We start from the raw sequence: 22,424 nt of genomic DNA on the forward strand, positions 1-22,424 counted from the left end.
GGTACCTCCTCGATGATTATTTACCGCTTAACCAACGGTCAAGCCTTACTGCAATTGCTGCTGCTTGTGCCCGTGTCAGTGCATCCTGAGGATTAATTCGATCGTCCTCACCCTGAATAATGCCATTCTTGATACTCAACGCGACCGGCTTTTTAGCCCAGTCTGGAATCAAGCTCCGGTCTTTAAACGTACTGAGTATGCTGTTTACTTCCTCATCCTTAATGTCCTCGCCAAGTCCGAGCGCGTTCAGTAATCGTCCCGCCATCGTCATCGCCTCTACTCTAGACAACGTTGCTTGAGGAGCGAAGGTTCCATCCTCCAAACCGTTTACAATTCCGAGCTTCGCGGCAATGGATACGCTTCGGTTATACCAGTCTTCCTTAGCGATATCCGAGAAACTATTGTTCGCATTTTTATTCATCAGCCCAGCTACGCGAAGCAGCAGAGTAGGATACTCGGCTCTGGAAATTCGGCTATCCGGTTCGAACCGGTCCGCATCTTTCCCTAATGCAAACAGCCTGGATGCTGCTTCAGAGATGCTTTGCTTACCCCAGTAGCTATCACTCACGTCATTAAATTCTCTTGTATTACGAATAAAGGCCAGGTTACCATTTCCAGTCAGGCTAACCTCGACATAAGCCGCACCGTTTTCATTAACCAGCCTCCAAGGGACGGTTGTCCAATTCCCATCCGTTCCTTGCAATACAACTGCGCTAATATACTCACCCTGTAACCCTTCAGGTACTGCTACTCGAGTTTTCACATAGGGGCTCCAGTTGGCCTCAGGAATATTCATCTCGATAGCAGCACCTTGTCCTGATCCAAGCAAGTTGCCGCTCACATCTGCAGCAATATTGGATAGTCCACTTATAGAAGCCTCACCGTTTGAACTAACCTTGATCACCAGCTCTTGTTCCATACCGGCCAGCATGTTCGGAGTCAGAACCAGCTTAGCCAACGGCAATTGTATATTGATCGTTTGCTGCTTGCTGATTGCTTGCAACACAGCTCCGCTATCCAGGTGTAACGTAAATCCTTTAACGGTATTGTCCTGGGAAGCAATACTAATTTCTTTAGCCGATTCAACATCCTTGGCTTTAATAAAGACTTCAACTTGATCGTCTTTACGCTCTGCGTTAATCGTAAGATTATTAATGGTCAACGGACTGGTCTGGATACCACCGAATCCTCCGCCTCCACCACCTGATCCGCCTGAGGAAGACCATACATTCGCGGGGAGTTTGCCGGACACGGCCGTAGCCAGATTCTCACCCATAGTTCTTTTTGCTACAACTACAATATCGCCTGAACTTGCGGGAACAACTCCACTTGGTGGCAGAATGCTCCAGTTGCTCAAGTTTTGCTTGTATTTCAGGGTTTCGACGATTGTCATTGTTCTAGGATAAACCCTGTAAACTAGCTGCTGTCCTGCCAAGTCACCCGCAGAGTTGACCGTTACCTTTGTCGCGCTGCTATTTTTTTCAATCGTGCTCGTATAGGCCGTAATAGCTTCCAATCCGTCTGCCGTAGGCAGCGCTACTGATGCAACTACCATAGATTGAAGCGATACACCTTCTGAAATGGTATAGGTACCTTCTATAAGGCTGGCGCCAACGGTTAAACCAGAAACAGTCCCATTTTCTTCAACGTTAACGGCTTCTCCCATCGTTACCGAATAACTTAACCGTTTCTTGTCTTCGCCTTTTACTTCCTCTTCTCTGAATTTAGGCTTGCCCGATGCATCTTTCCCGTCAGGAACTCGCACGAAGGCTGCAATTTCTTGGCTTCCGCCTGGTTTCAAAGTAGGCATTGTTTTCAAAATAAGGGCCACAGGCACTTTATAAGCATCATTCGTAACAAATACAGAAGCTTTGTTCTCATTGCCTGCACCATCTCTGGCTACAATGGCTAGCTCCACGGTAGGCTCACCAGCTTTCACACTCACCTTCCCACTAAACTTTCCGTTAGTTTGCACAACTAGCGGAGTACCATTGACTGTAAGAATCGTGTCCTTGGACGTTGTACCCGATACCATTACTTGTCCATTCTTGGCTCTCGCCCCGTTAACCGGCTCATCCAAATACAAGACAGGCGCACTGGTATCTACGGTCAAGTAAAGCATCGTCACCGAGACGTCTTTCGTTTTCTTGTTCTTGGCAATCAGCTCAATCGCATATGTTCCGTCTGTCTTAAACTGATCGAAGGTAATAGTGCCCCGGCTGCCTTGGCTATTATTTACGGTAGTCGTTTTGCCGATTGATTTATCGGAGTAGAAAGCTTCTACCTCAATATCCTGCTGGTCAGTCACAAAATTGAAGCTTTGCGTTGTCTGATTAGTCACAAGCTCAATGAAATGCTCAGATGCTTTCAGCTGATTGCTTGTCGTTTCTGCTTTCAAAATAGGTTTGACCGGAATCGGTAGAAGCTCATTGGTGCTGTTAGTTGTTCCTGAGAAATGGTAATTCTCGTTTTTGTCTGCAGCCTTGGTTGGCTTGTTGGCTGCCGACACTCCGATTACATACTTTTGCCCAACCTCAAGTCCCGTATAATGAACATCCTTCAAATCCATCACGGTTCCCTCTAATTTCGTAACATCAATTTTGTCGGAAGTAGACAATGCTTTCCAACCGCCTACTGGAATACCCTCATATTTACCTGTTGCCTTATTCAGATATTTGTCCAGTTCATCCTTCGTAAGCAGCATTTCCGCAAAGCTCAGATACTTGTTCAGCTTCCCGTTGCTTTCCTGCAAAGCCTCAATTCTATAGCTTTGCTCATAATCTTGTTGTCCATTTTTTACAGGCGCAGGCTTGAAGGAAAGATCGAAGTATCCATTGCCCGCAGGCTCTATCGCTACCTCGCTTACTTCGGTTGGTGCCAATGGGTCTATAATTTCGAATTTCTCAACCGATGTCTTGGTTCCAAAAGCAACGTTAGACTTCAGCTCGGCACGCAGGTAGTATTCCCCTTGCTGCAGCAAGCCGCGGATATCTTCCTTGTCACCCAATAGCCCTACTTGAGTAACATCTATGATCTCACTTCCATTAGTAGTCGAGCCGGTAATGCCGCCATTTTTATTGACCGGCAAATCCTTGGCGATCAGAAGGCCAGGCTCGCCAGGCTGCAATACCTCTTGTATTTCTCCTTTTTTATTCGTCACTTTAGTCGTCGCGCCATCTACAGCGTCTTTAGTCAGATACAGGTTAATTGTATCTCCCTGTTGCGCGTTTTCTACGCTCCATGCTGCCGTAAACTTGTTAGAATCTGCACTATTTTTATTTAACTTAATGTCTTTAAGTCCAGGAGCGACCGGTACATTAAGCAGTCTGGTATCAACACCTGATTCAGCTGTCAAAGTCCAGGTTCCGCCATTTTTCAATTTATCTTGAGGCAGGATGATATAAGCTTTTCTTACATCTACACCATCCTTAGAGTTACCAGCTGCAATATATTGAGTAAAGGCATTTGCAGCAGGATTGGTGTTTGTGTTATCAAATACAATCGGATACACCTTTCCTTGAGCATCCTTCAAAGTAAAGTTAGGCATTTGCTCTTCCACATATTCCATTTCGATAATGGCGTTACCGCTAACCCCATTCATAGGGATTTCGTGCACACGTCCACTATTCTTTACGGTAATGCCGCCGATTCCCGCATTCATGCTATCCGTATCCAGATGGCTGATGTCTTCTGTTATTTTGCGGTAGTTAATCTCATGCTTTTCTGATTCTGTATCTATCCTGGATGTGGCCAAGGTCTGAACACCTTGCCCGATGACAAGCAGCCTCGGCCCTCGTTCCGGATCTTGAACGAGCAGATGGATAAATCCTTCGGGCAAGTCCTCAGCAGACGTCCCGAATTCGACCCCGCCTCCCCAGTAATATGTGACACCTAGGGAAATAAAGAGAATCCCAACACTGCCCCAAATCTTTTCGTTATTAACTCCGAAGAACACGCTAGCCAGCGGCATTCCGCCTACAACTGGCACATCGCTCGGTATCTGCACCCTGGCACCGATATACCCTTCAAAATCGGTTCTGTGTTTCTCTAAATTTTGTCCTACGAATATTCCGGCTTTCCCGATGATAAGATCCCAGCCACCTATATCTACTTCCGCTTCCAGTCTTACAAACCATGGAGTCACCCATTGGGCTTCGAGAAGCGCCTTGCTTAACATCGGCAGAAGCTGGTCGTCTTCAGGCTCAGGCACTGTAGAGAACCCAAGCTTCCCTTGAAGTGCAAGCCCGGTCCGCTTAACCGTAAGGTCAATGTCACCGAAGTGATAAGCCGGCGCAATTCCGAACCTCATGCTCACACCTGCTTGCACGACAAGCGGGAACGGGTCATTCTTGGTGCCGCCAGCGATAGTATCAGCGAGCTCGCGTACTGCTCCACGTACAGCCGTTAAATAGGTCGCTCCTGTGATAAGCACGCCCGGCTTGCCAAGCGTAGTACCAAATGCAACTACATCCGGTAAAATCCGTCCATCGGGAACCTTTTTAAAAGCCAGCTCTGCTTGTATTTCCAGCATGCTTTTCAGCTGCGCTTGGAACTTAATCCCGTACCGGTTAGCAATGTCATGCTCTGACATATCCTGCACGTAGTGAACGATGTTGATTTCACCGCTTGGCTTCTTCGGTTCCTCCTCTTCCTCGGATTTTTTCGGCTTATCGTCCGGCTCAAATAGTCCTAATTCTTTATTAAGGTCAAACTTAAGATCAGCCTCGACCCCTACAAAGCCTTTATCGTTAAAAATAACGTTGCGAACTTCTGCTTCTATAACTTTCATTGAAAGCTTACCGCCGAAGGAAATGCCTCCATGTCTTAATATGTAGTCATTGAAGGTAAAACTGAAGCCCGAAACGTAAAAGCTCGGCCCAGAGAACAACGTATGCTTGTTGAAATAGATTTGACTAACCATCAGCTGCTTGAGCGGATTCAACCGATCTCCAAGCGCGCCTACAGCCCAGCTTAACGAGCCGTTCAGACTATCATCTTCTTCATTGTCTCCACTATCAGGAAAAGTCTCATTCTCGATAACAAGCTCTTCGCCCAATGATTTATCGAAGCCATTGAAGAAGTCTAAGGTCCATTCCCCCTGATGGAATACAAAGCCGCTGTTCGCTACGCTGAGTTTTCCATCGCCTTTTACAAATAGGGTATCGAAGAAAGGTAGAGAATTATATCCTTTCACTTTATCCTTTGCTCCAAAGATATCCAGCTTACCCCGGACAAATACCATATCTTTACCTCTGTAGGATACAGAGTCATTAATTATGGCAGGCTCGGTTTTCGTATCAACAATGACCTGTTTATCATCGTCTATTCCGACTTCCTTAATCATACCGCGAATAGTAACAAGAGATTCTTTCTCTTCATCCTCAAAGAATTGCTCCATATCTTCGTCGGATTCAAACAACTGGTAGTTATAAGCCGGTACCTCGGCTAACGATTCATTGCTCGTAAATTCAGCAAGGTCAAATTTCGGGTCCAGAGCTTTGCTCGCCGCTCCCAAATACATTTTGAACTGCTTGAAGTTCGTCACCGCAGTGAATAAATCGTCCCCTTTCTTAAACGGCTTACCCGGGAAGACTTCGTTAATTTCATTCAACTGCCGATCGCTTAATGGAAGACTAATATGACTTAAATCAACCATTTGTTTATAAATGGCGAGAATACCCGCCTCTCTAACCCGTGATTGCTGATTATCGGTTACAGAGAAGGTTTGTCCTGTTGTGATATCGAACAGAGCAGCAAGCTCCGCATCACCTCCGGCATCACCTTTGAAATCAATTTGAACCTGATAGTCTCCTAGAGGCAGCTCCGGTCCAAGACCAGCTTGTACTACATTGCCCAGTCGATCTACAAGCTCCCCACCCCTGTACGTGATCTTCATATCTCCTGAGAAACCGTCATCCGACGGCTGGAGCATAACCGATTGCTTAACAGGAACTTTATACCGTTTACCTGTCACCTTCTCCTTCAGAAACAAGTCAAAATTCGGTGGAGCAATATCATTACCCGCATTGTAAGCCTCAATGTTCGTCAGATTGACCGTAATATATTTCACATCGCTGCTGTACAATTCCTTAGGCGACATCCCGAAGGCATAGGTTGCCGCAGCTTGTCCAATCGCGGGCAATAGAAGAAAATTCGCCTTGTTTGACTCATACTGCGCTTTGATTCCCTCATCCTCAACCCCTTCGATCTTGGCTCGGGTCTCCGGGCTGCTTGCTGTAAGCATATATTCTTTGGTTGTAGGCCATGACTTGCCCTTGGCCTGCACTTTGTAAGAAGCGGTGATCGAGTCACCCGGCTTGTACTTTGGCTTAATCCCTAGTGCCGCTTCCTCCGGCGTCGCTGTCTTCTTGAATTCAAGCACCTTGCTGCGGAACGCTTCTGTTAGCGGCTTACCACTGGCATCTCGAACCACATTACCCGCCTCGTCGAGCTTGACGAAACTCAGTCCGCTTTCCAGAGCCAGGTTAACAGAAATACTGGAATGCTCCATACCAAACATAGATAAATTTTCTACTTCTGAGATAATATCGAATATGCCTTCACCGACATAATTGCTGTTATCACTTAATGTGGCCAACTGCTGTGGCGTATCCATGTAACGGATGGAAAAGATTTTATCCGGTTCAATAATTTCCCCTAATCCATACACCGTTTCAAATGACTGCACAGCCTTATCTGCAAGCGCCTTAGGCTGCCAGTAGAAAGCAACTGCTGAGTCAGCCGTTCCATAATCATTGGTATCTCTTGTGAAATCGAGATTAGGATTAGGAGTGTAGTCCCACTTGCTGTTGGCTAACCCGTTCCAATGCCCAACGATCATTTCATCCACAATATTTATATTTTTCTCAGCAAAGTTGTTAAATCCATAAGCCATGACATTCGTTGCCAATGGATTAGTCAAATCCAGCTTGTCCCGCATTACCCAATAAGGTGGCAGCTTGTACAAAGCTCTATCCTCTTCCGAAATTGTCGGATCATTCTCCGGGTTATGGACCAGCTTCCTTTCAACCATCAAAGGAACTTTATAAGCTGTTCCGATCTGGAATTCAGGTCCGTCCTTTCCCGCAACCATTGTATCGAGCAAAACACGGGTCCCCATCTGTACCTCAGCCCCACTTCGGTTGACAACTTCATAACGAATGTTTACATTACCCGCATTTTTCTTATCAGCTACGCTTGAATACAGCATTAAAATTTGTTTAATTTCAACACCTTTGATTTTCCAGATGGTCTCTATCTGTTTGGTGCCATTGCTGTTTTGAACAATCTGGGGCTGTGTGACCTCCGAGAAGAAATCAACTGCAAATTTATAAGGATTACCAAAAATATAATCGGTCCCATCGATTCGAAAGGTCGTAAACGAGGTCTCCGGATCATCCCCTTTAAACAGCATGTTAACGTTCTGATCTTTCTTGCGAATTGGCTGCCCTTCTACCGTTCTGATCCCAAAGCGACCTGTATTATTGTCAACCGTAATTTTTATAAAATCATTTTGCAGCACCGTCAGCTTAGGCGTGTTGATCTCTGCAGCAAGAACATTCGTAACCCCGGCTAAGGAACTAAAAAATAAAAGAAAAGCCAGAACCAACACAAGCGTTCTTTTCATCAGCTTCACTTGAGCGCCTCCTATTCCTTTGATTTAAGCAAATCGAGTGAAGAAGGGACACTCCCATGTCCCGTCCTTCACCTTCTTGCCGCACCATTCGTATTTATTCTGTCTTTCCTATAAAGAAGGTTGCGTATTCACGCTCACGCTCCTGGTTTCTTACTATCAGCGTATACCAGCCGACCTTAGGGAACGTTACTTCATAACGGCCGTCCAGCAATTGCTTGTACGTAATTTTGCTTGCGATGTACTTCATTTGTCCTTCACGATACAAGCCAGGCTGGTACAGCAGATCGAAGGTTCCCCATTCATTGACCCGCTCCTGCCCTTCAACTTCCATCAAATTGTATCTGGAAACGTTAAAGGTTAGCTTATTGCTGTCAAACAGAGCCGTTTCCCCGCTGGATCCCGATACGAGGATGTCATTGGCGAAGATCAGCATGCCGTCTGAGCCGACAACAACTACCTCTTGATAGGCCACCGAAGTATTGCCTACCTGATCCTTCGCTGTATAGGTTACCCGTTGGCGTCCAAGCTTGGATAGATCAAGCCCACTAATTGAAACATTAATCTGATCCGCTTGGGAGATGTTGTCAGACACCGTGAATCCTCCCAAATCAACCCGGAAATCAAAATTGGGTTTGTTTTGTGCCACAGGAACAGTTTTCATTTTCAGCTGAATTTCCGGCGCTTTATTATCCAGCCCCTTGATCACAATAGGCACTTTATTGACATTGCCTAATGCATCCACTAGCCCGATAAGTGTTGAACCTTGAGCCAAATAAGTTTTGGACATGGTGAACTTTCCATCCGAACCGCTTATTTGATTCGTGTGATTTACAAAATCCGGCACAACCCCGGTAAACACCTTGTTCGGCGCGTCCATATGTCCGCTCAGTGTCACTTTCACATTCCCCTGTGCATAAGGCTGACCGTTGATGTTCACCAGCTTGTCTGCAGGCAGTTCGTTACCTGCCTCGTCCACAAATGTATAGGCGATTTGATCCACTTTCGGGGCCGCTGAGACAATATTGTTTACTTCTTCTTTAATGGTCGTCATGTTGCCATAATCATCGTAAACCGTAAAGGCAGCTACTCCGTTTTCTTGCAGCGATATTACTCTTTTTCCATCCGGCACTTTAAAGGCAGGTGCAGAAGGATTTATGTTCTGCACTTCAAGTGTCACACCTGAGGCTAGAAGCACATTTCCGCTTCCATCCTTGATCGTATGAAAGGTTTTGCTTCCATTTTCACCGTACGCGTAAGAGCGCACGATCTTGACTTGAGGACCTTCCTTGTAAATGTTGTCGACTGTGGCCTTTGCTGTGGCTGTATTGCCCGCCTCATCCATAAACTCAAACTCAAACGACCCGTTTTCCGTGAAGGTGCGGACAGCTCTGCCATCATTATTCGTAATCAGGATAGGCTCGGAAGCATCGAGCTTCACTGTAACATTGCCATTAGTCTTGGCTGTGATTAGATTGGTAATGCTGCCAACAGGCTTTGTCCCATCCACATTGCTAACTACGACATAAAGTGTATCTTTTCTGCTCGTGTCAGCCGTATCCGTAAGGTCGAAGGAATAGTAGCCGTTAACCTTTACGTTAAATTTATTGCCAGTGCGAACCGGAACCGAAGGATTCACAGCTGAGGCCACTACTTTAATGCCAAGTGGAGCCGCGATGTCAATATCTACCCCTTTGGTCGGGTTTACCGGTGTTGTTGTGCTTTGTGTTGCCAAGGCATACACAGGTTCTGCTGCTTTTACGGCTTCGGTCATTAAATTGATAGGCTCTCCGATTGCTCCGCCAGGAGTTTTATACTTCACCTTAATACGGAGCTCCTCTACTTTGTTTGAAGATACTTTAATCGCAACAAAGTTCGTATAAGGGCGCCATTTCAACCATCTTTGGCCACCATCCGGAGATACGGAGTATTCATAGCCACTTTTATCTAAGGTGTCGAGGCTCAACTTCACAATGGCGGTATAGCCATCTTCCTCATCACCATAGACGTAGATCAAATCAGACTGTCCTGGAGCGGGCGGCACATCCGCTCCCCCGGTTTTGGAAACCTTGAAGAATCCGGTCGTGCCAGTTACAACGCTGTTTCCAGCTATGTCTGCAGCCCACACGTATAATTGGAAATCTACAATGTCTCCAGCTGCTAAAGTCTTATTTTCAATTTTGGTTACACCATCGATGAGTAAATCATCCCATTTGTCAGAACTCTCTGTTGGAGGCGCTTCTCCCTGCTTGATCCACTGGTATTTCTTTACAACCACTTTTTCACTGTAAGTATCTTCAAGCGATACTTTTACCTCATGGAAAGGAAGTGGATAAGCAACTCCATTCGAGCTGAAGGTAACCTTCGGTGGACTATTATCGAACTTATATAACTTGTAGAAGTAATTCTCCCGGCCATCGGCTTCCCTCACCTTAATATGAATATACTGTTGGCCTTCTTTTTTCACATCTGCCGGGACTAGGTAGGTCCGGATTCCATTTAATTCTGTATATGTTGTAAACAGAGTATAATCCGTATCATTAGCAGGTCGTGAAACTTCCTTACTAAATGCGTAACTCACAGTCGGCACACCAGCTAGGAAGCTGGAGTAGTTGGAATACGTTACTGAACTAACGGATTTTGTATTTGATCCATAAGTCGAATTGGTAACGGAATTCCCATAGCTTGCTCCTGTAACAGTCTGCTGAGAACCAAGGCCGCTGATTATGAATTTAACATCATGGCTTTTCACATAGTTTGGACTAGGTTCAGGATCAAAGCTTACTGGAATACGAACTGATGAGTTGATGGTTACATTCTCAGATTTGACAACTCGTTCATTGCCCGCCAAATCCTCCGATTTGATATTTAATTGATACAATCCATCTTCTATAACCTCATTTAAGGTAGAAAGTACAACCCGTCCTGCTGCAGACGCAAGTGGATTCCATTGCTCAGTCGGCACCTGACCTTGCTTAACCCATTGATAAAAGCTTTTCTTAACTCCGCTGTGATCATCTGAGATGGTTACCGGCACCTTGACATCGATCGTGTTGTCATTAACAGTCGGGTCAAATGTAATAGTTGGAGCTTTATTGTCCAGCTTGATAGTTCCCACATTGTAAGACCAGTTGGAATCATCTTTTTTAAAATCTGCCAGAGGCCAGACGTCGATATCACCATATTGCCCGACAGCTGCAAGTGCTTTATTATCCGCATAAAACACCTTCTCTGCTTCTGAACCTGCAGCCTCAGCTTTCCAAGCCTCATACTGATCTGAGTGGCTCTGTACATAGTTCTTCTTCTTTTCATATTGCATCAGCTCTCTTGCCGAATCCCAAGTCATGTCCGCTGTCCAGCTGTGTAAGTACCACAAACCGCTCTTATCTTCAGTTAGAGCCTCAGCCGGAGGAGCAAGCATGTTGGTTTTGTTGTTCACAACACTGAAATTAAAATCGGGGAATTCTTTCTCCGTATATAAATCTTGTCTTGGCTGCAGCCCTGCTATTGCGTACCTTTTTACCGCTGCAAAATGATCGCTGCTTTTGGAAGCAAAGGGATCTGTTGGGCTCTGACTCCAATAATAATAGACGAGACCTACTGATGGTGAAGCGGATCCGGTCAGATTCGAAGGACGATAGATGCCATTGCTCGGCTTTTCTTTTCCGCGTTCGCTGACATTCGGATCTAAGAATGGTATAAGTAAAGGCGGGTCGTTAGCGTCGATAGTAACCTTACCGTTCTTTAAGTAAATCTGATCGCTAGCCCCACCATTTTCATAATGGAAGAAAATTTCCGGTTTAGTATTGTCTATGGAAAGCTTAGCCCAATCTATCTTGGAGTTGACATTAGATTGGTCGCCATCCACATGGATGCCTGTATAATTGGCTGGTTGAATGAGCATATTGCCCGCATAATCCTGAATGACGTTAGTATCGGAGTCGTCCAGCTTCTGATCATGTGATACGGCAATGACCTTCAGCAGCGGAGTTTCGATCGGCAGTCCTGTAGGAATCTTAGTTCTGAACGTCCAATTGGCCGTACCCTGACCAGATACATAATAGGCTTTCATCCCATTGTTGAGATAAATGAATGTTTTTTCAACATCCCAACCTACCTTCACCACAGCCTCTTCGGTCATTTGAAGCGTGAAATCAATGGTATCGTCCTTGTTCAACGTCACTCCAGTGAGGATTTCCGGTTGAATCCCGTTGCCGACCTTCGTATATTTAGGAGCTACCGCATCTACAATGACACGATATCCCTGATTCTCGTAGTCAAAAGGATTAACTGTCTTGTTTCTTAAATGACCATTACTTGAGTTGCTGGCTTTGTTGAGAGATACTATGATTGCTGCATTACCAGCCTCATCCGTTAGATCGGCTGACCGCAATTTCTCCTCCAAGGTCATATCGATAGGAGCTACACCCGATGTTGCTCCCGTTATTTTGGGCTCAAGCGGAAGGTTGCCGCTGTGATGATACTTCGACCCCGTGTAACGATAAACGATGCTTTTATTTACAGTACCTAAATTGCCAGTCGTATAGGTTAGGTTCTTCAAATATTGCTGCTCACCAGCAGCAGGCAATCCCGTCTCATCGGGATTGACAAACAGCGGATGACGCAGAAAATAATCAGCATTGCCTGCAACCAATGTTGTTGGTTTAACTGGCTCGCTGAAGTCATAAGCTAATGTGATATTCTCATTTTGTTTCACATACAGCTCTTGCTGATTGATTTTCGTATTTAATCTTTCAGCCCCGTTGCCTGTAAAAGTGTAACCTTCCAGTTTAGGGCGGGTTTTATCCTGAAATTTGATGTACATACCTTCTACACCAGCCCCTTGGCCTTCAACTCCAGCGGATAGTTTAATAACAGTCTCCTTGGTTATCCCTACCTTCATGCTTTTAGCGGATGTGGTACCTTGATGCGAGCTGTCTGATAATCTCACACCATCAATCTCTATTGCTGCTGATGTAACTCGCGTCTTACAAAAACCAAAAACACAACCAAATTCATTGTAAAGAAGACTGTCCCAGCCTACTATCGCTTCTGCGTGTCCGCTTTCGGCTAAAGCAAGTAAGGTTGGATTGTCTTTGATATTAATTTCAAGCTTGATCCCAGCACCATTGTCACCAACAGGAAATACACCACCGTCAGCCCAATCGATTGTTCCATCAGAGTTTATTTTTGTAAACCCATCCGTCCCCGTTTTAAAATTAATAAAAGCATTGTCCGCATCATACGACAAATTTCCAAGCCTTGTTCCCGACCCGAAACGTACTTCCTTATCCTCACTTGTTAAACTCGCCGCTTCGGCCTTATCCGCAAACCAATTAGGCTGCAGCGTAATAAGCAGACAGAGCGTTAGAGCTATTGCGATCCACTTGTTGATGAGCTTGCTCTTAAACATCATTACAACCTCCTTCTAAATTTCTACAAGCTAATAGTCCTTAAGAACCATCAATAATCGCTTTCATTACTCTCACTAGTTCTTTACAACCACTATGATTCCTATTTTAAGGTTTGCCTCTCAACAAATACTAAACATTTTCGTCATTTTTCTACTTTATTCTCCTTTTGCGATTTGTAAACGTTTCCATTCACTTGCCAAGATGAGCTCACACCATACAAAATAAACCTAGCCGAGGACCAGGTCTTATTTTAATCCCATACATTCGATTCGAGGGGTTAAGACTTATACTTTAATCAACAAAAAGCCGGATGCTTCAAGCAACCGGCTTCACTCTGTTTTTATTTAGTTGTTTAATTACGTGGCTGTCTCTTCTGTTCAACGAATTGCTTGATATGGTCAGTTAAGCCATCCTTAATTTTAGTAATCAATTGATCCTCACTAATGCCTTTTTCTTGTGCAATTTCTACTAGCGACTTACCAGCCTTCAAGCTAGCTTGAAGTTCTTCTCCAGTGACTCCTAGAGCTTTGGCCAATGCTTCTGGATTTCCAAAGCCGCCCATGCCTTGCTTGCCACCAAAGCCTTGTTTTCCGCCAAAACCTTCTTTACCTTCGCCTTTGGTCTTCGTGCTTGTAATCTCTTTTTTCAAACGTTCTGCCTGACCGGTCTTCACTTTGTCTGCTTGCTCTTGTGTAAGCTTGCCGGCGGTAACCGCTTCAGCAAGTGTTTTATTTTGAGCATCGGTTAGCTTTTGCAGGTAGTCAGCCTCGCTTAGCCCTTTCTCCTGAGCGATTTGAGATAATGTTTTGCCGGCCTTCAAGGCGTCAGTAACAACACTCTGCTCGACTCCAAGCAATGTAGCTGTCTCCTTTACTAAATTGCTGCCCTGATGGAAGCCACCATCTTTACCCGGACCGCCAGGTCCACCTGGGAATCCGCCTCTTGGCCCTTCGCCTGGTTTGCCGAAGCCTGCACGTTCAATGTCCTTCTGTAAACGTTCTGCCAAAGCAATTGTTTCTTTATCTGCTTGTGTTTGTGTAATTTTGCCGGCAGTAACGGCTGCAGCTATTGCTGTTTTCTCAGCATCCGTTAGCTTTTGTAAGTAAACTTCCTTAGTCAAGCCTTTGTCTTGGGCAAGCTGCAGTAATGTTTTGCCTTCCTTAAGTGCATCGAAGACTACGCTTTTTTCCAAGCCTAACAGAGTTGCCGTTTCTTCTAAAATATTGCCTCCACGGAAGCCAGGTCCTTGATGATCGCCACGAGCGCCCTTTTCTGAAACCTTAGTTCCTGTCTTGCCGTCTGTGCCAGTTGTTGCATTTTCTGCATTCGCTTGGCTCAGCAATCCGGCTCCTCCCAATAATAAACTAGCTGCTATCGCACCTGTTAAAATTTTCTTTTCGAATAGTTTCATTGTCATGTCCACCTTTATATGGAATTTACCTACAAATAGAAGTATAGACTCTTTTTCTTAAAAGGACATTAATCCCAGTTGAGTGTTAGCTGAATGTTTGCTGAATGTTATGTTTGAAATATCAATAGAAATAGGGAAGCCTCTTCAGGAGTTCCCATCATGCGTCCACAGGTGTCACAACAAAGCTGGATCTAAATTCGCGGGAGGGTTCATGGCCAAATGCTAGAGTTTTTAACGCTGATTCCTGCCACAACTCACATTAATTATTATAGGAACGGTATGGCTGATCTGAGCTGAGCAAGATAGGGATAATATGAGTTTACTTATTCCAGATAATTAAAACTTTATCTTACTTGCTCTCTCTGCGGAACGTCTCGATTCCCTCAAATTCATGATTTCACGGAACTATGGTACATTATTCCTAGCGTCCAACCTGCCACATTTTGATATAAATAAAGGATCGTACTTCCGTTCCACTTGAATGATCACATGTGCATACCAGAATAGTGTACCTACGTTCCTCCCTACACATGCCCAATTAAAGAATGGAGAAACGCGCTTGACGTAGTTAAAAAAGAATAAGCTTCGCTCACCCTAATCCCCACAAACCTAAATAAATCGCCCCTTACAGACCAAGGGGCGATTCACTGTTGCAGTAGAAAACTTGATATAACCGACATGCCGCTTCATCAACGACATCTTCTTGAAGCCTTGCTCTCCCCTTATCTCAGATGCTCCAAACGATAAAACCGCAGCGCATTACCGCCAAACAATGCTTCCTTATCCTGCTCGCTTATCGCTTCAGGCAGCCCCTGCTCCAGCACTTCTACTACTTGATCGTAGCTTGCAGCTAGCAGACATACCGGCCAGTCACTTCCGAACATGACGCGGTCAGTACCGAATAGGCGTACAATGTGTTGGATGTACGGTGTGATTTGTTCCGGCTTCCAATGCTGATGATCCGCTTCCGTCACCATTCCCGACAGCTTGCAGTATAGGTTAGGATACGAAGCAATCTCTTCCATCTGGGATGCCCAAGGCTCCCATTGCCCTTCCATGATTTGCGGCTTCGCTATATGATCGATGACGCCGTGCAGATTCGGCACCGCTTTTAGCAGCTTTAGCACCGACGGCAGTTGATGGGAAAGCATCAGAAGATCGATAGGGAATCCTTCCTCGGCAAAGTACCTTAGAGCCTCCACAATAGCAGGCTGCAGAACTTCGTCTGCGTCTTCCATTGCTTGTATCATGACGCGAATCCCTACAAACGCCGGATGTTGTTTAAACAACTGATACTGCTCGCGGTAATTCGGGCTTTGGAGATCCAACCAGCCTACAACTCCAGCTATCGATTCGTTATTTCCAACCAAATCAAGCATAAACTCTGTATCCTGCAAGGTAGGCGCAGCTTGAACTACAATCGATTTATCCAGCCCATTCTTATTCAAATGACCGGCTAGATCTGCCGGACCAAAATCCTTGTAAATAGCTTTCATATCAGGAGAAATCCAGCCATAGTCGCCTCTCTCCAATTTCCAAAAATGCTGATGCGCATCCACTCTCATAGCAAATGTCCCCCAAATTCCGAATTGGCAGCCACAGCAGGTACATGCCAAGGCCTACATCCAATTTATACCGTAAAATGGTCAAGATGTATACCTTTCAACGATGGAAATGGAGGGTTTAATATAGCAAACCTTCCCTTGTGCAAAAGGATACGTTTTTTCCAGCATATATATGTACTCTCCATCAAAGCTGCCAATTAACATACCAACTCATCGTTTCCATTCATTTCCTAAACTAACCATTACCATTAAAATAAACATCGATATCCGTTAAGCTTTACAGGGCCTAACAAGCCGGATGGATGGGACATACCGTCATATCGGTTAGCTAAGCTGTTCGTAACTTCAATCCGCAGTACGTGCTCGCCGGATCCAGACAAAAGTGCCTCACGAACCGATAAAACATAAGGCTTCCACATTCTCACACCTATTTCTTGACCATTAAGCGATACTCGTACAAACTCATGCACATCCCCCAGGTTCAATTCAATGGATTTGAAACCATCTGCTACCCCTTCAGAAAGGTTAAATCGTTTCTCATATAACACGGTACCCGATATCTTCTGCTTCCCTTCCCACTCCGTCCATGAACTTAGCTGCTCCAATTCCTTACTGCCACAGTCCCCTTCAGCTTGCCACTCGGTTGATAAATCAAGCAGCTCCACCATTTCTGGTTCGCCACCCATTCTCTGCGTCCCTTGCTCGGAAGTATCGATAACCAGCCACAAGCATTCTCGACGCTGCAGAGTCAGCTCTATCAAGGCTCCCTCTCCCACACTGTTTCTAAGAGCTGCTGCTGCACGGACAACTCCAGACCAAGGACACCAAAGCTCTGCTTTTCCTGATAACGGTGTATGCACAACTCCTGTAAAGACTTCTTCACCTTCGTTCACGAAAACGTAAAAGTCTACTCCATCCTTCACAACATGGCTAATTCGAACTGAACTGCAAGCTGGAGCAATCACCATATCCCTGGAAAGCAGTCCATTCAAAAGAGAAGGCAGCCTCTCCGCTTCATCCAGACGGAAAAACCTTCGACCTTTTCCCTTCTCATTGACTATTGACACATCTTCGTCTGATGCTTCGATAACTAGCCCGCCGCATTCGGCAAACCCGTTCAGCAGCTCACGCTCTCTCGCGCCAATAATGCCAATATCCTCTATCAATACAGCCTTATACTGCTGCTGTCCAATACAAATTCGCCCTTCCTCAGTAAAATTACAAGAAGAAAGCAGCTCCGTTTCGAGGTAATTAAATTCAATCTGCTGCTCGAAAAACGGCTTAACTGATTTCCAAGGCAGTGAGGTCGCCCCCACCAACACAGCCAGCTCTGTTTGATTAACACTATCCGTCATTAGCCAGCTCATTCGCTTAATATAGCGGGCAAACTGCTGGTATTCTGACCACCATATATTGTTCGGTCCGACATCCGGCGGACGCTCATCCCGTCGAGAATCACGGACTGAATAATAAAATGCATGGGGCGAAATCATATTCGTTCCCCTGACAAACAGCCAATCCAAATACCATTTCATCTCGTCGGCCTTGAGGGACCATCCACTCTCTTTGCCGCAAACCCCGAAGCATTCATTAATAACACGTCGGCGTCCCCTATGGCGAGCAGCATCAGAAGCACATTTACCCATTGTACTATGCACTCCATCTACCGCTTTCCCTTCCTCTGGAGCAATGTATCGCCACACTACATCCTGTCCGGGTATATGGAACCATGCTTGAGCACCGATATCATCGCTAGCTGCTGGATGTCCAGTAAGCGCAATTCCATGCTTCTCGCACCACTCATGCAGCGGCTTATAGTAGCTCGCAGCTAATCGGTGATGGACAGATGTTTCATAGGTTCTGCGAATCGCGGCAGTACGAGTTCCTGCTTCGAACCAGATGGCACCAAGCTCCTTTTCCTCATTGCCTCCTGCTTTATAATCAGCCATAAATCCAGTTGTCCAAGGCTTTAATCCCTTCTTATGATTACGACCGAGCAAATCAGGCTCATCCGTAAACATCGCGATGACCGTTTTGCCAAAATGTCTCTTAAGCTTCCCATAATATGCCTCATGAGTGAGGGTAATAAACGTCTGTACCGCATCAGAACTCAACAAGTCCGCAGCAAGCGGCGCGTCATCTTCCCCATCATCCTGTCCCTCGTGAATGCCACGTATCGTCCCCTTCGAGAACGTTTCTATAAAAACAAGCACAGACCATTCTCCATCATCAGGCTGCCGGAAGGTGACTCCTCCACTATCATAGTCTTCAATGACCTGGACGTGATCAAGATCAATCTCATTCACGGAACGTTTGCGGACGGCTTGTACAGAAATAACCTTATCCCCGGGTGGCAGTGTGAAGGAAATGTTCGTCAAGCCGCTGCAGGGATATTCAACCATTTGCAGACCACGGCTCGCATATTCAGGATTGGCTTTAACAACCAAGCCATTGGCAGCACCAGACGGATACATCCCTTCGTCGTACAAAATGACAATCATTCCTTGAGCCTCTGCTTCCAACACAGCTGTCTCAACCAACTCCATGAAAGGTTCCGATAAATAAGGCTGACTTCTTGGAAGCCCCATCCTCGGGTGAAGGACAAAGCCCATAACCTCTTTGGATTTAAAATCATGTATCTGCCTAATTAGCTCATTTTTATTCAATTCATCGTTCCAGAACCAGAATGGAATCGGAGTAAACTCATCTTCGGGTTCCCAAAAAGCACTTTTTAAATGTTCCATTAAATTAAAACCCTCACTTTCAGCCCCCAGCTATTTTCTTATAAATGACCATTTGCTTTTCCGCCTCTCACCAACATAACAACCATTTTAATTTCAAACAATCAGCCTTTTTTAATAATCAGCCTCATTCTGTTAGCACTTTCTTGCTTAATTTGGACTATATTGCATCTAGCCCCTAGGATTGCTGCAATGATAAGCATTTCAAGCACATGGCACTAAGAAATTACATTCACGCAAAATGCCCTTTATAAAAGCCATATTACGCGGCTAAATAAAGGGCATCATTATTTCATTTTATAATGAGTGCTACGAACCTGCTTTTAAACGGATCACATTCCAGGAAAGCTTAGGCAGGCTCGCTTGAATATAGCCATCCTTCGCAGCCGCGCCACCTTTATTATGCGGTACCACGGAATGAGGATGGGCAGCAGTATTGGTAGCTTTGACATCATCATGCTCAAGCACAATATGCTCGACTACCTGATAACCTACGAACCCGCGAATATCCACATCCAGAAGCAGTGATGCTTCAGTATCTTTATTTACTGCAAATACGGTTAGCTCTTCATTTTCTTCATTGTACACTGCTGTCGACTCCAAGTATGGCACATCCGTAAAGTCCTTACTGTCATACTTTGGTGAAGAAATGATCGGATTAAGCGCAACGCCTCTCCCATATACTGAAGCATGCATGTACGGGTAGAAGATCGTTTGGCGCCAAGCATCGCCGCCGTTATCCGTCATAATCGGAGCAATTACGTTAACGAGCTGCGCCATACAAGCAATTTTCACTCGGTCCGAGTTACGCAGTAATGTAATCAGCAAGCAGCCGACAAGCAGCGCGTCCTCAAATGTATATACATCCTCCAATTGGGGCGGAGCAATTGACCAAGGCTCTAATTTGCGGTCGGCAGCATTAGAGTGAAACCATACATTCCACTCATCGAAGGACAGGTACATCGTCTTTTTGCTTCTCTTCTTCGCCTTTATGTAATCGCAGGTCGCAATAATTTCCTTAATGAAATAATCCATATCAAGAGAGCGCCCTAAAAAATTCGGCAGATCATTATCACGGTTTCCATAATAGGTATGCAAGGATAAGTACTCAACATGCTCATAGGTATGATCTAGAACGGTCGCTTCCCACTCTGCATAGGTTTTCATCGCCCGATTGGAGCTTCCGCATGCAACTAGTTCAATGGTTGGATCAACCCATTTCATAGCTTTTGCAGACTCTTGTGCGATTCTACCGTATTCATCAGCGGTCTTATGACCAATCTGCCAAGGACCATCCATTTCGTTTCCCAGGCACCATGTTTTTATTTTATGTGGTTCCTTGTAGCCATGCGAAACACGAAGGTCGCTCCAATACGAGCCTGAGGGATGGTTACAGTATTCTACCAAGTTTCTAGCTGCATCGATGCCACGTGTCCCTAGATTGACAGCCATATTAACCTCGGAGTTGACCAGCTTGGCCCATTCCATAAATTCATTCGTTCCTACGTAATTGGGCTCAACCGTTTTCCAAGCCAACTCCAGCCTTGCCGGACGCTGCTCCACCGGTCCTATACCATCCTCCCAGTTATATCCAGAAACAAAATTCCCGCCCGGATAACGGATAAGAGGCACCCCAATTTCATTAATCAGATTAATAACATCCTTACGAAATCCCTTTTCGTCAGCCTCTGGGTGTCCTGGCTCATAAATCCCCCCATAAACCGCACGTCCGAGATGCTCGATAAACGAACCAAAGATGCGCTTGTCCACCTCAGCGATTTTATAATCCTTCTCCAAAATCATCTTCGCTTTCTTCATCTCTGCCATTATCATGTCCTCATTTCATCTTTTATTTTATATTTATATAAATCAATTCATACTTATGTATATTATTTTATGAGATTCAAGCAGCCCATGTCAATCAAAATGTTGACGGTTACAAGTTATAATTCAAAAAGCTTGCTCTTTCTTTTTAAATTGTTTTATTTTATAATTTTATAAAATAGTCTATGCAAACGAGGACATCCCTATGATCTATATAAAAGAACTGAAATCAGGCTTACCTATTTTCAAGGCGCTCAGCTCAGACATCCGCATCCAAATCATTGAATTACTGGCCACTCATGATTCTTTGAATCTGAATGATATCGCAGGCAAGCTGAGTCTGACCAACGGTGCCGTTACTATGCATATAAAGAAGCTTGAGGAGAGCGGACTGATTAAAATTAACACCGCGGTAGGCAAGCATGGCATTCAAAAAATATGCTATCTCAACGAAGACAAGCTCATGGTGGATTTGCGGAACAAAGAAAACAAAAACTTGTATGAGGTCGAGATTAAGCTCGGACATTACAGCGCATACGAGGCACATCCAACCTGCGGGCTTGCCACAAAGGACAGGATTATTGGTGAATTCGACGATCCGCGTTATTTTGCCGACCCCGAGCATATTAATGCCGAAATCATCTGGCTGACTGAGGGATATTTTGAATACAGAATTCCGAATTACTTGAAGCCTAATCAACAATTTGAGGAGCTTCAGTTTATTATGGAGCTTGGTTCGGAGGCGCCTGGATATTGCAATAATTGGCCGTCCGATATTTATTTTCATTTGAATGATATTGAGCTGGGCTTTTGGACAAGTCCCGGAGATTTTGGCGGTGAGAAAGGCACGTTCAATCCAGACTGGTGGCTGCCTAATTTAAATCAATACGGGGTTCTGAAAATGATTCGGATTAACAAGGACGGCTCCTTCATTGACGGCCAGAAAATATCGGAAACCACTCTTGCAAGCATCGGACTCGACTATAAAAGTGATATTAAGCTGAGGTTCTCCGTTCCTTCCAAAGCCAAAAACTTACATGGCCTAACCATTTATGGAAGCAAGTTCGGCAACTACAATCAGGATATTTTGGCAAGAGTGCTGTATAAGTAGCTTAATTTCAATAAAAATGGAAGAAATATAGCAATTTTCACAAAAATATTTGTGAAATTAATAAAAATGTCAAACAATTTTAAGGTTATTTTAATAATCGTAATATAAACTATTTACATATCCAATTATTAGGCGGGTGACTGGAATGAAATTATTTATTACGATTCAGAATAAAAGCGTACCTGTATACTCCGATGAAAAAAATAAAAAGAAATTTAATCTATTGATTTCTGCACTAGATTCTAAACTGTTAAAAGGCAAACGTGCCATCAAAAAATGCCTTGATTCATTAATAAGCATTGAAATCGTTGGATGCGAAGCCATCCTCCATTCTTATAATGAAACAGATTCGCTTGCCTTGTCTCTCTATTAAGAGAGACTTTTTTTTGTAATATCGGATGGACTGCTTGGAGGACTTCCTAGGACTTGCAAGGACTTGCTAGGACACCATGGTCGCCGTGATCTGCTGAAGGACTGCTGGGAGACTGCTGGAATGTACAAGTTTTCAGCATAGCTGTACCAATCTGAACCATTCTGTAACTGCAAAAATAAGTGCCTTCATCGAAAGGGCTTCAATTGAAGCCTCTTACTCTATTCCAGTGTGGACATAGTATAAACAACAAAATACTGTGCTTGGTGGAACTGAAAGTTCCGCTATTCAAGCTGCTTCGTCAAATTCGAGACAATAGCGGAAGTCCTGCTTCCGTTATTAGGGAGAATGCAGG

General features: G+C 44.8%; 8 protein-coding genes. 2 read left to right on the forward strand and 6 right to left on the reverse strand.

The window, feature by feature from the left end:
* Positions 1–16 precede the first annotated feature (16 nt).
* The 6 genes from GC093_RS29120 to arfA all read right to left on the reverse strand — a co-directional run bounded on the left by GC093_RS29120 (position 17) and on the right by arfA (position 20,591).
* Positions 17–7,627, reverse strand: a complete 7,611-nt coding sequence (locus GC093_RS29120; protein ID WP_246315674.1) for an S-layer homology domain-containing protein — start codon at positions 7,625–7,627, stop codon at positions 17–19.
* Between the two features lie 103 nt (positions 7,628–7,730).
* Positions 7,731–13,046, reverse strand: a complete 5,316-nt coding sequence (locus GC093_RS29125) for a hypothetical protein (protein ID WP_171655452.1) — start codon at positions 13,044–13,046, stop codon at positions 7,731–7,733.
* Positions 13,047–13,399: 353 nt separating this feature from the next.
* Positions 13,400–14,458 (reverse strand): hypothetical protein, encoded by a 1,059-nt coding sequence (locus GC093_RS29130; RefSeq protein ID WP_171655453.1) that lies wholly within the window; start codon positions 14,456–14,458, stop codon positions 13,400–13,402.
* Positions 14,459–15,180: 722 nt separating this feature from the next.
* Positions 15,181–16,023, reverse strand: coding sequence for an amidohydrolase family protein (locus GC093_RS29135; RefSeq protein WP_171655454.1), 843 nt, complete (start codon positions 16,021–16,023; stop codon positions 15,181–15,183).
* Positions 16,024–16,271: 248 nt separating this feature from the next.
* Positions 16,272–18,767, reverse strand: coding sequence for a glycosylhydrolase-like jelly roll fold domain-containing protein (locus tag GC093_RS29140; RefSeq protein WP_171655455.1), 2,496 nt, complete (start codon positions 18,765–18,767; stop codon positions 16,272–16,274).
* 306 nt (positions 18,768–19,073) lie between these two features.
* Positions 19,074–20,591: an arabinosylfuranosidase ArfA gene (gene arfA, locus GC093_RS29145; RefSeq protein WP_171655456.1), complete on the reverse strand. Its 1,518-nt coding sequence runs from the start codon at positions 20,589–20,591 to the stop codon at positions 19,074–19,076.
* A gap of 202 nt (positions 20,592–20,793) precedes the next feature.
* On the opposite strand from arfA, the gene GC093_RS29150 reads away from it, so the two are divergent.
* The gene (locus GC093_RS29150) at positions 20,794–21,699 is read left to right on the forward strand and encodes an ArsR/SmtB family transcription factor (protein ID WP_171655457.1); all 906 of its coding nucleotides are present in this window, start codon (positions 20,794–20,796) and stop codon (positions 21,697–21,699) included.
* Positions 21,700–21,844: 145 nt separating this feature from the next.
* Positions 21,845–22,072, forward strand: coding sequence for a 3-dehydroquinate dehydratase (locus GC093_RS29155; protein ID WP_171655458.1), 228 nt, complete (start codon positions 21,845–21,847; stop codon positions 22,070–22,072).
* Positions 22,073–22,424: the final 352 nt, after the last annotated feature.

Origin of the sequence: Paenibacillus foliorum (assembly GCF_013141765.1) — a bacterium.
Taxonomy (GTDB): domain Bacteria; phylum Bacillota; class Bacilli; order Paenibacillales; family NBRC-103111; genus Paenibacillus_S; species Paenibacillus_S foliorum.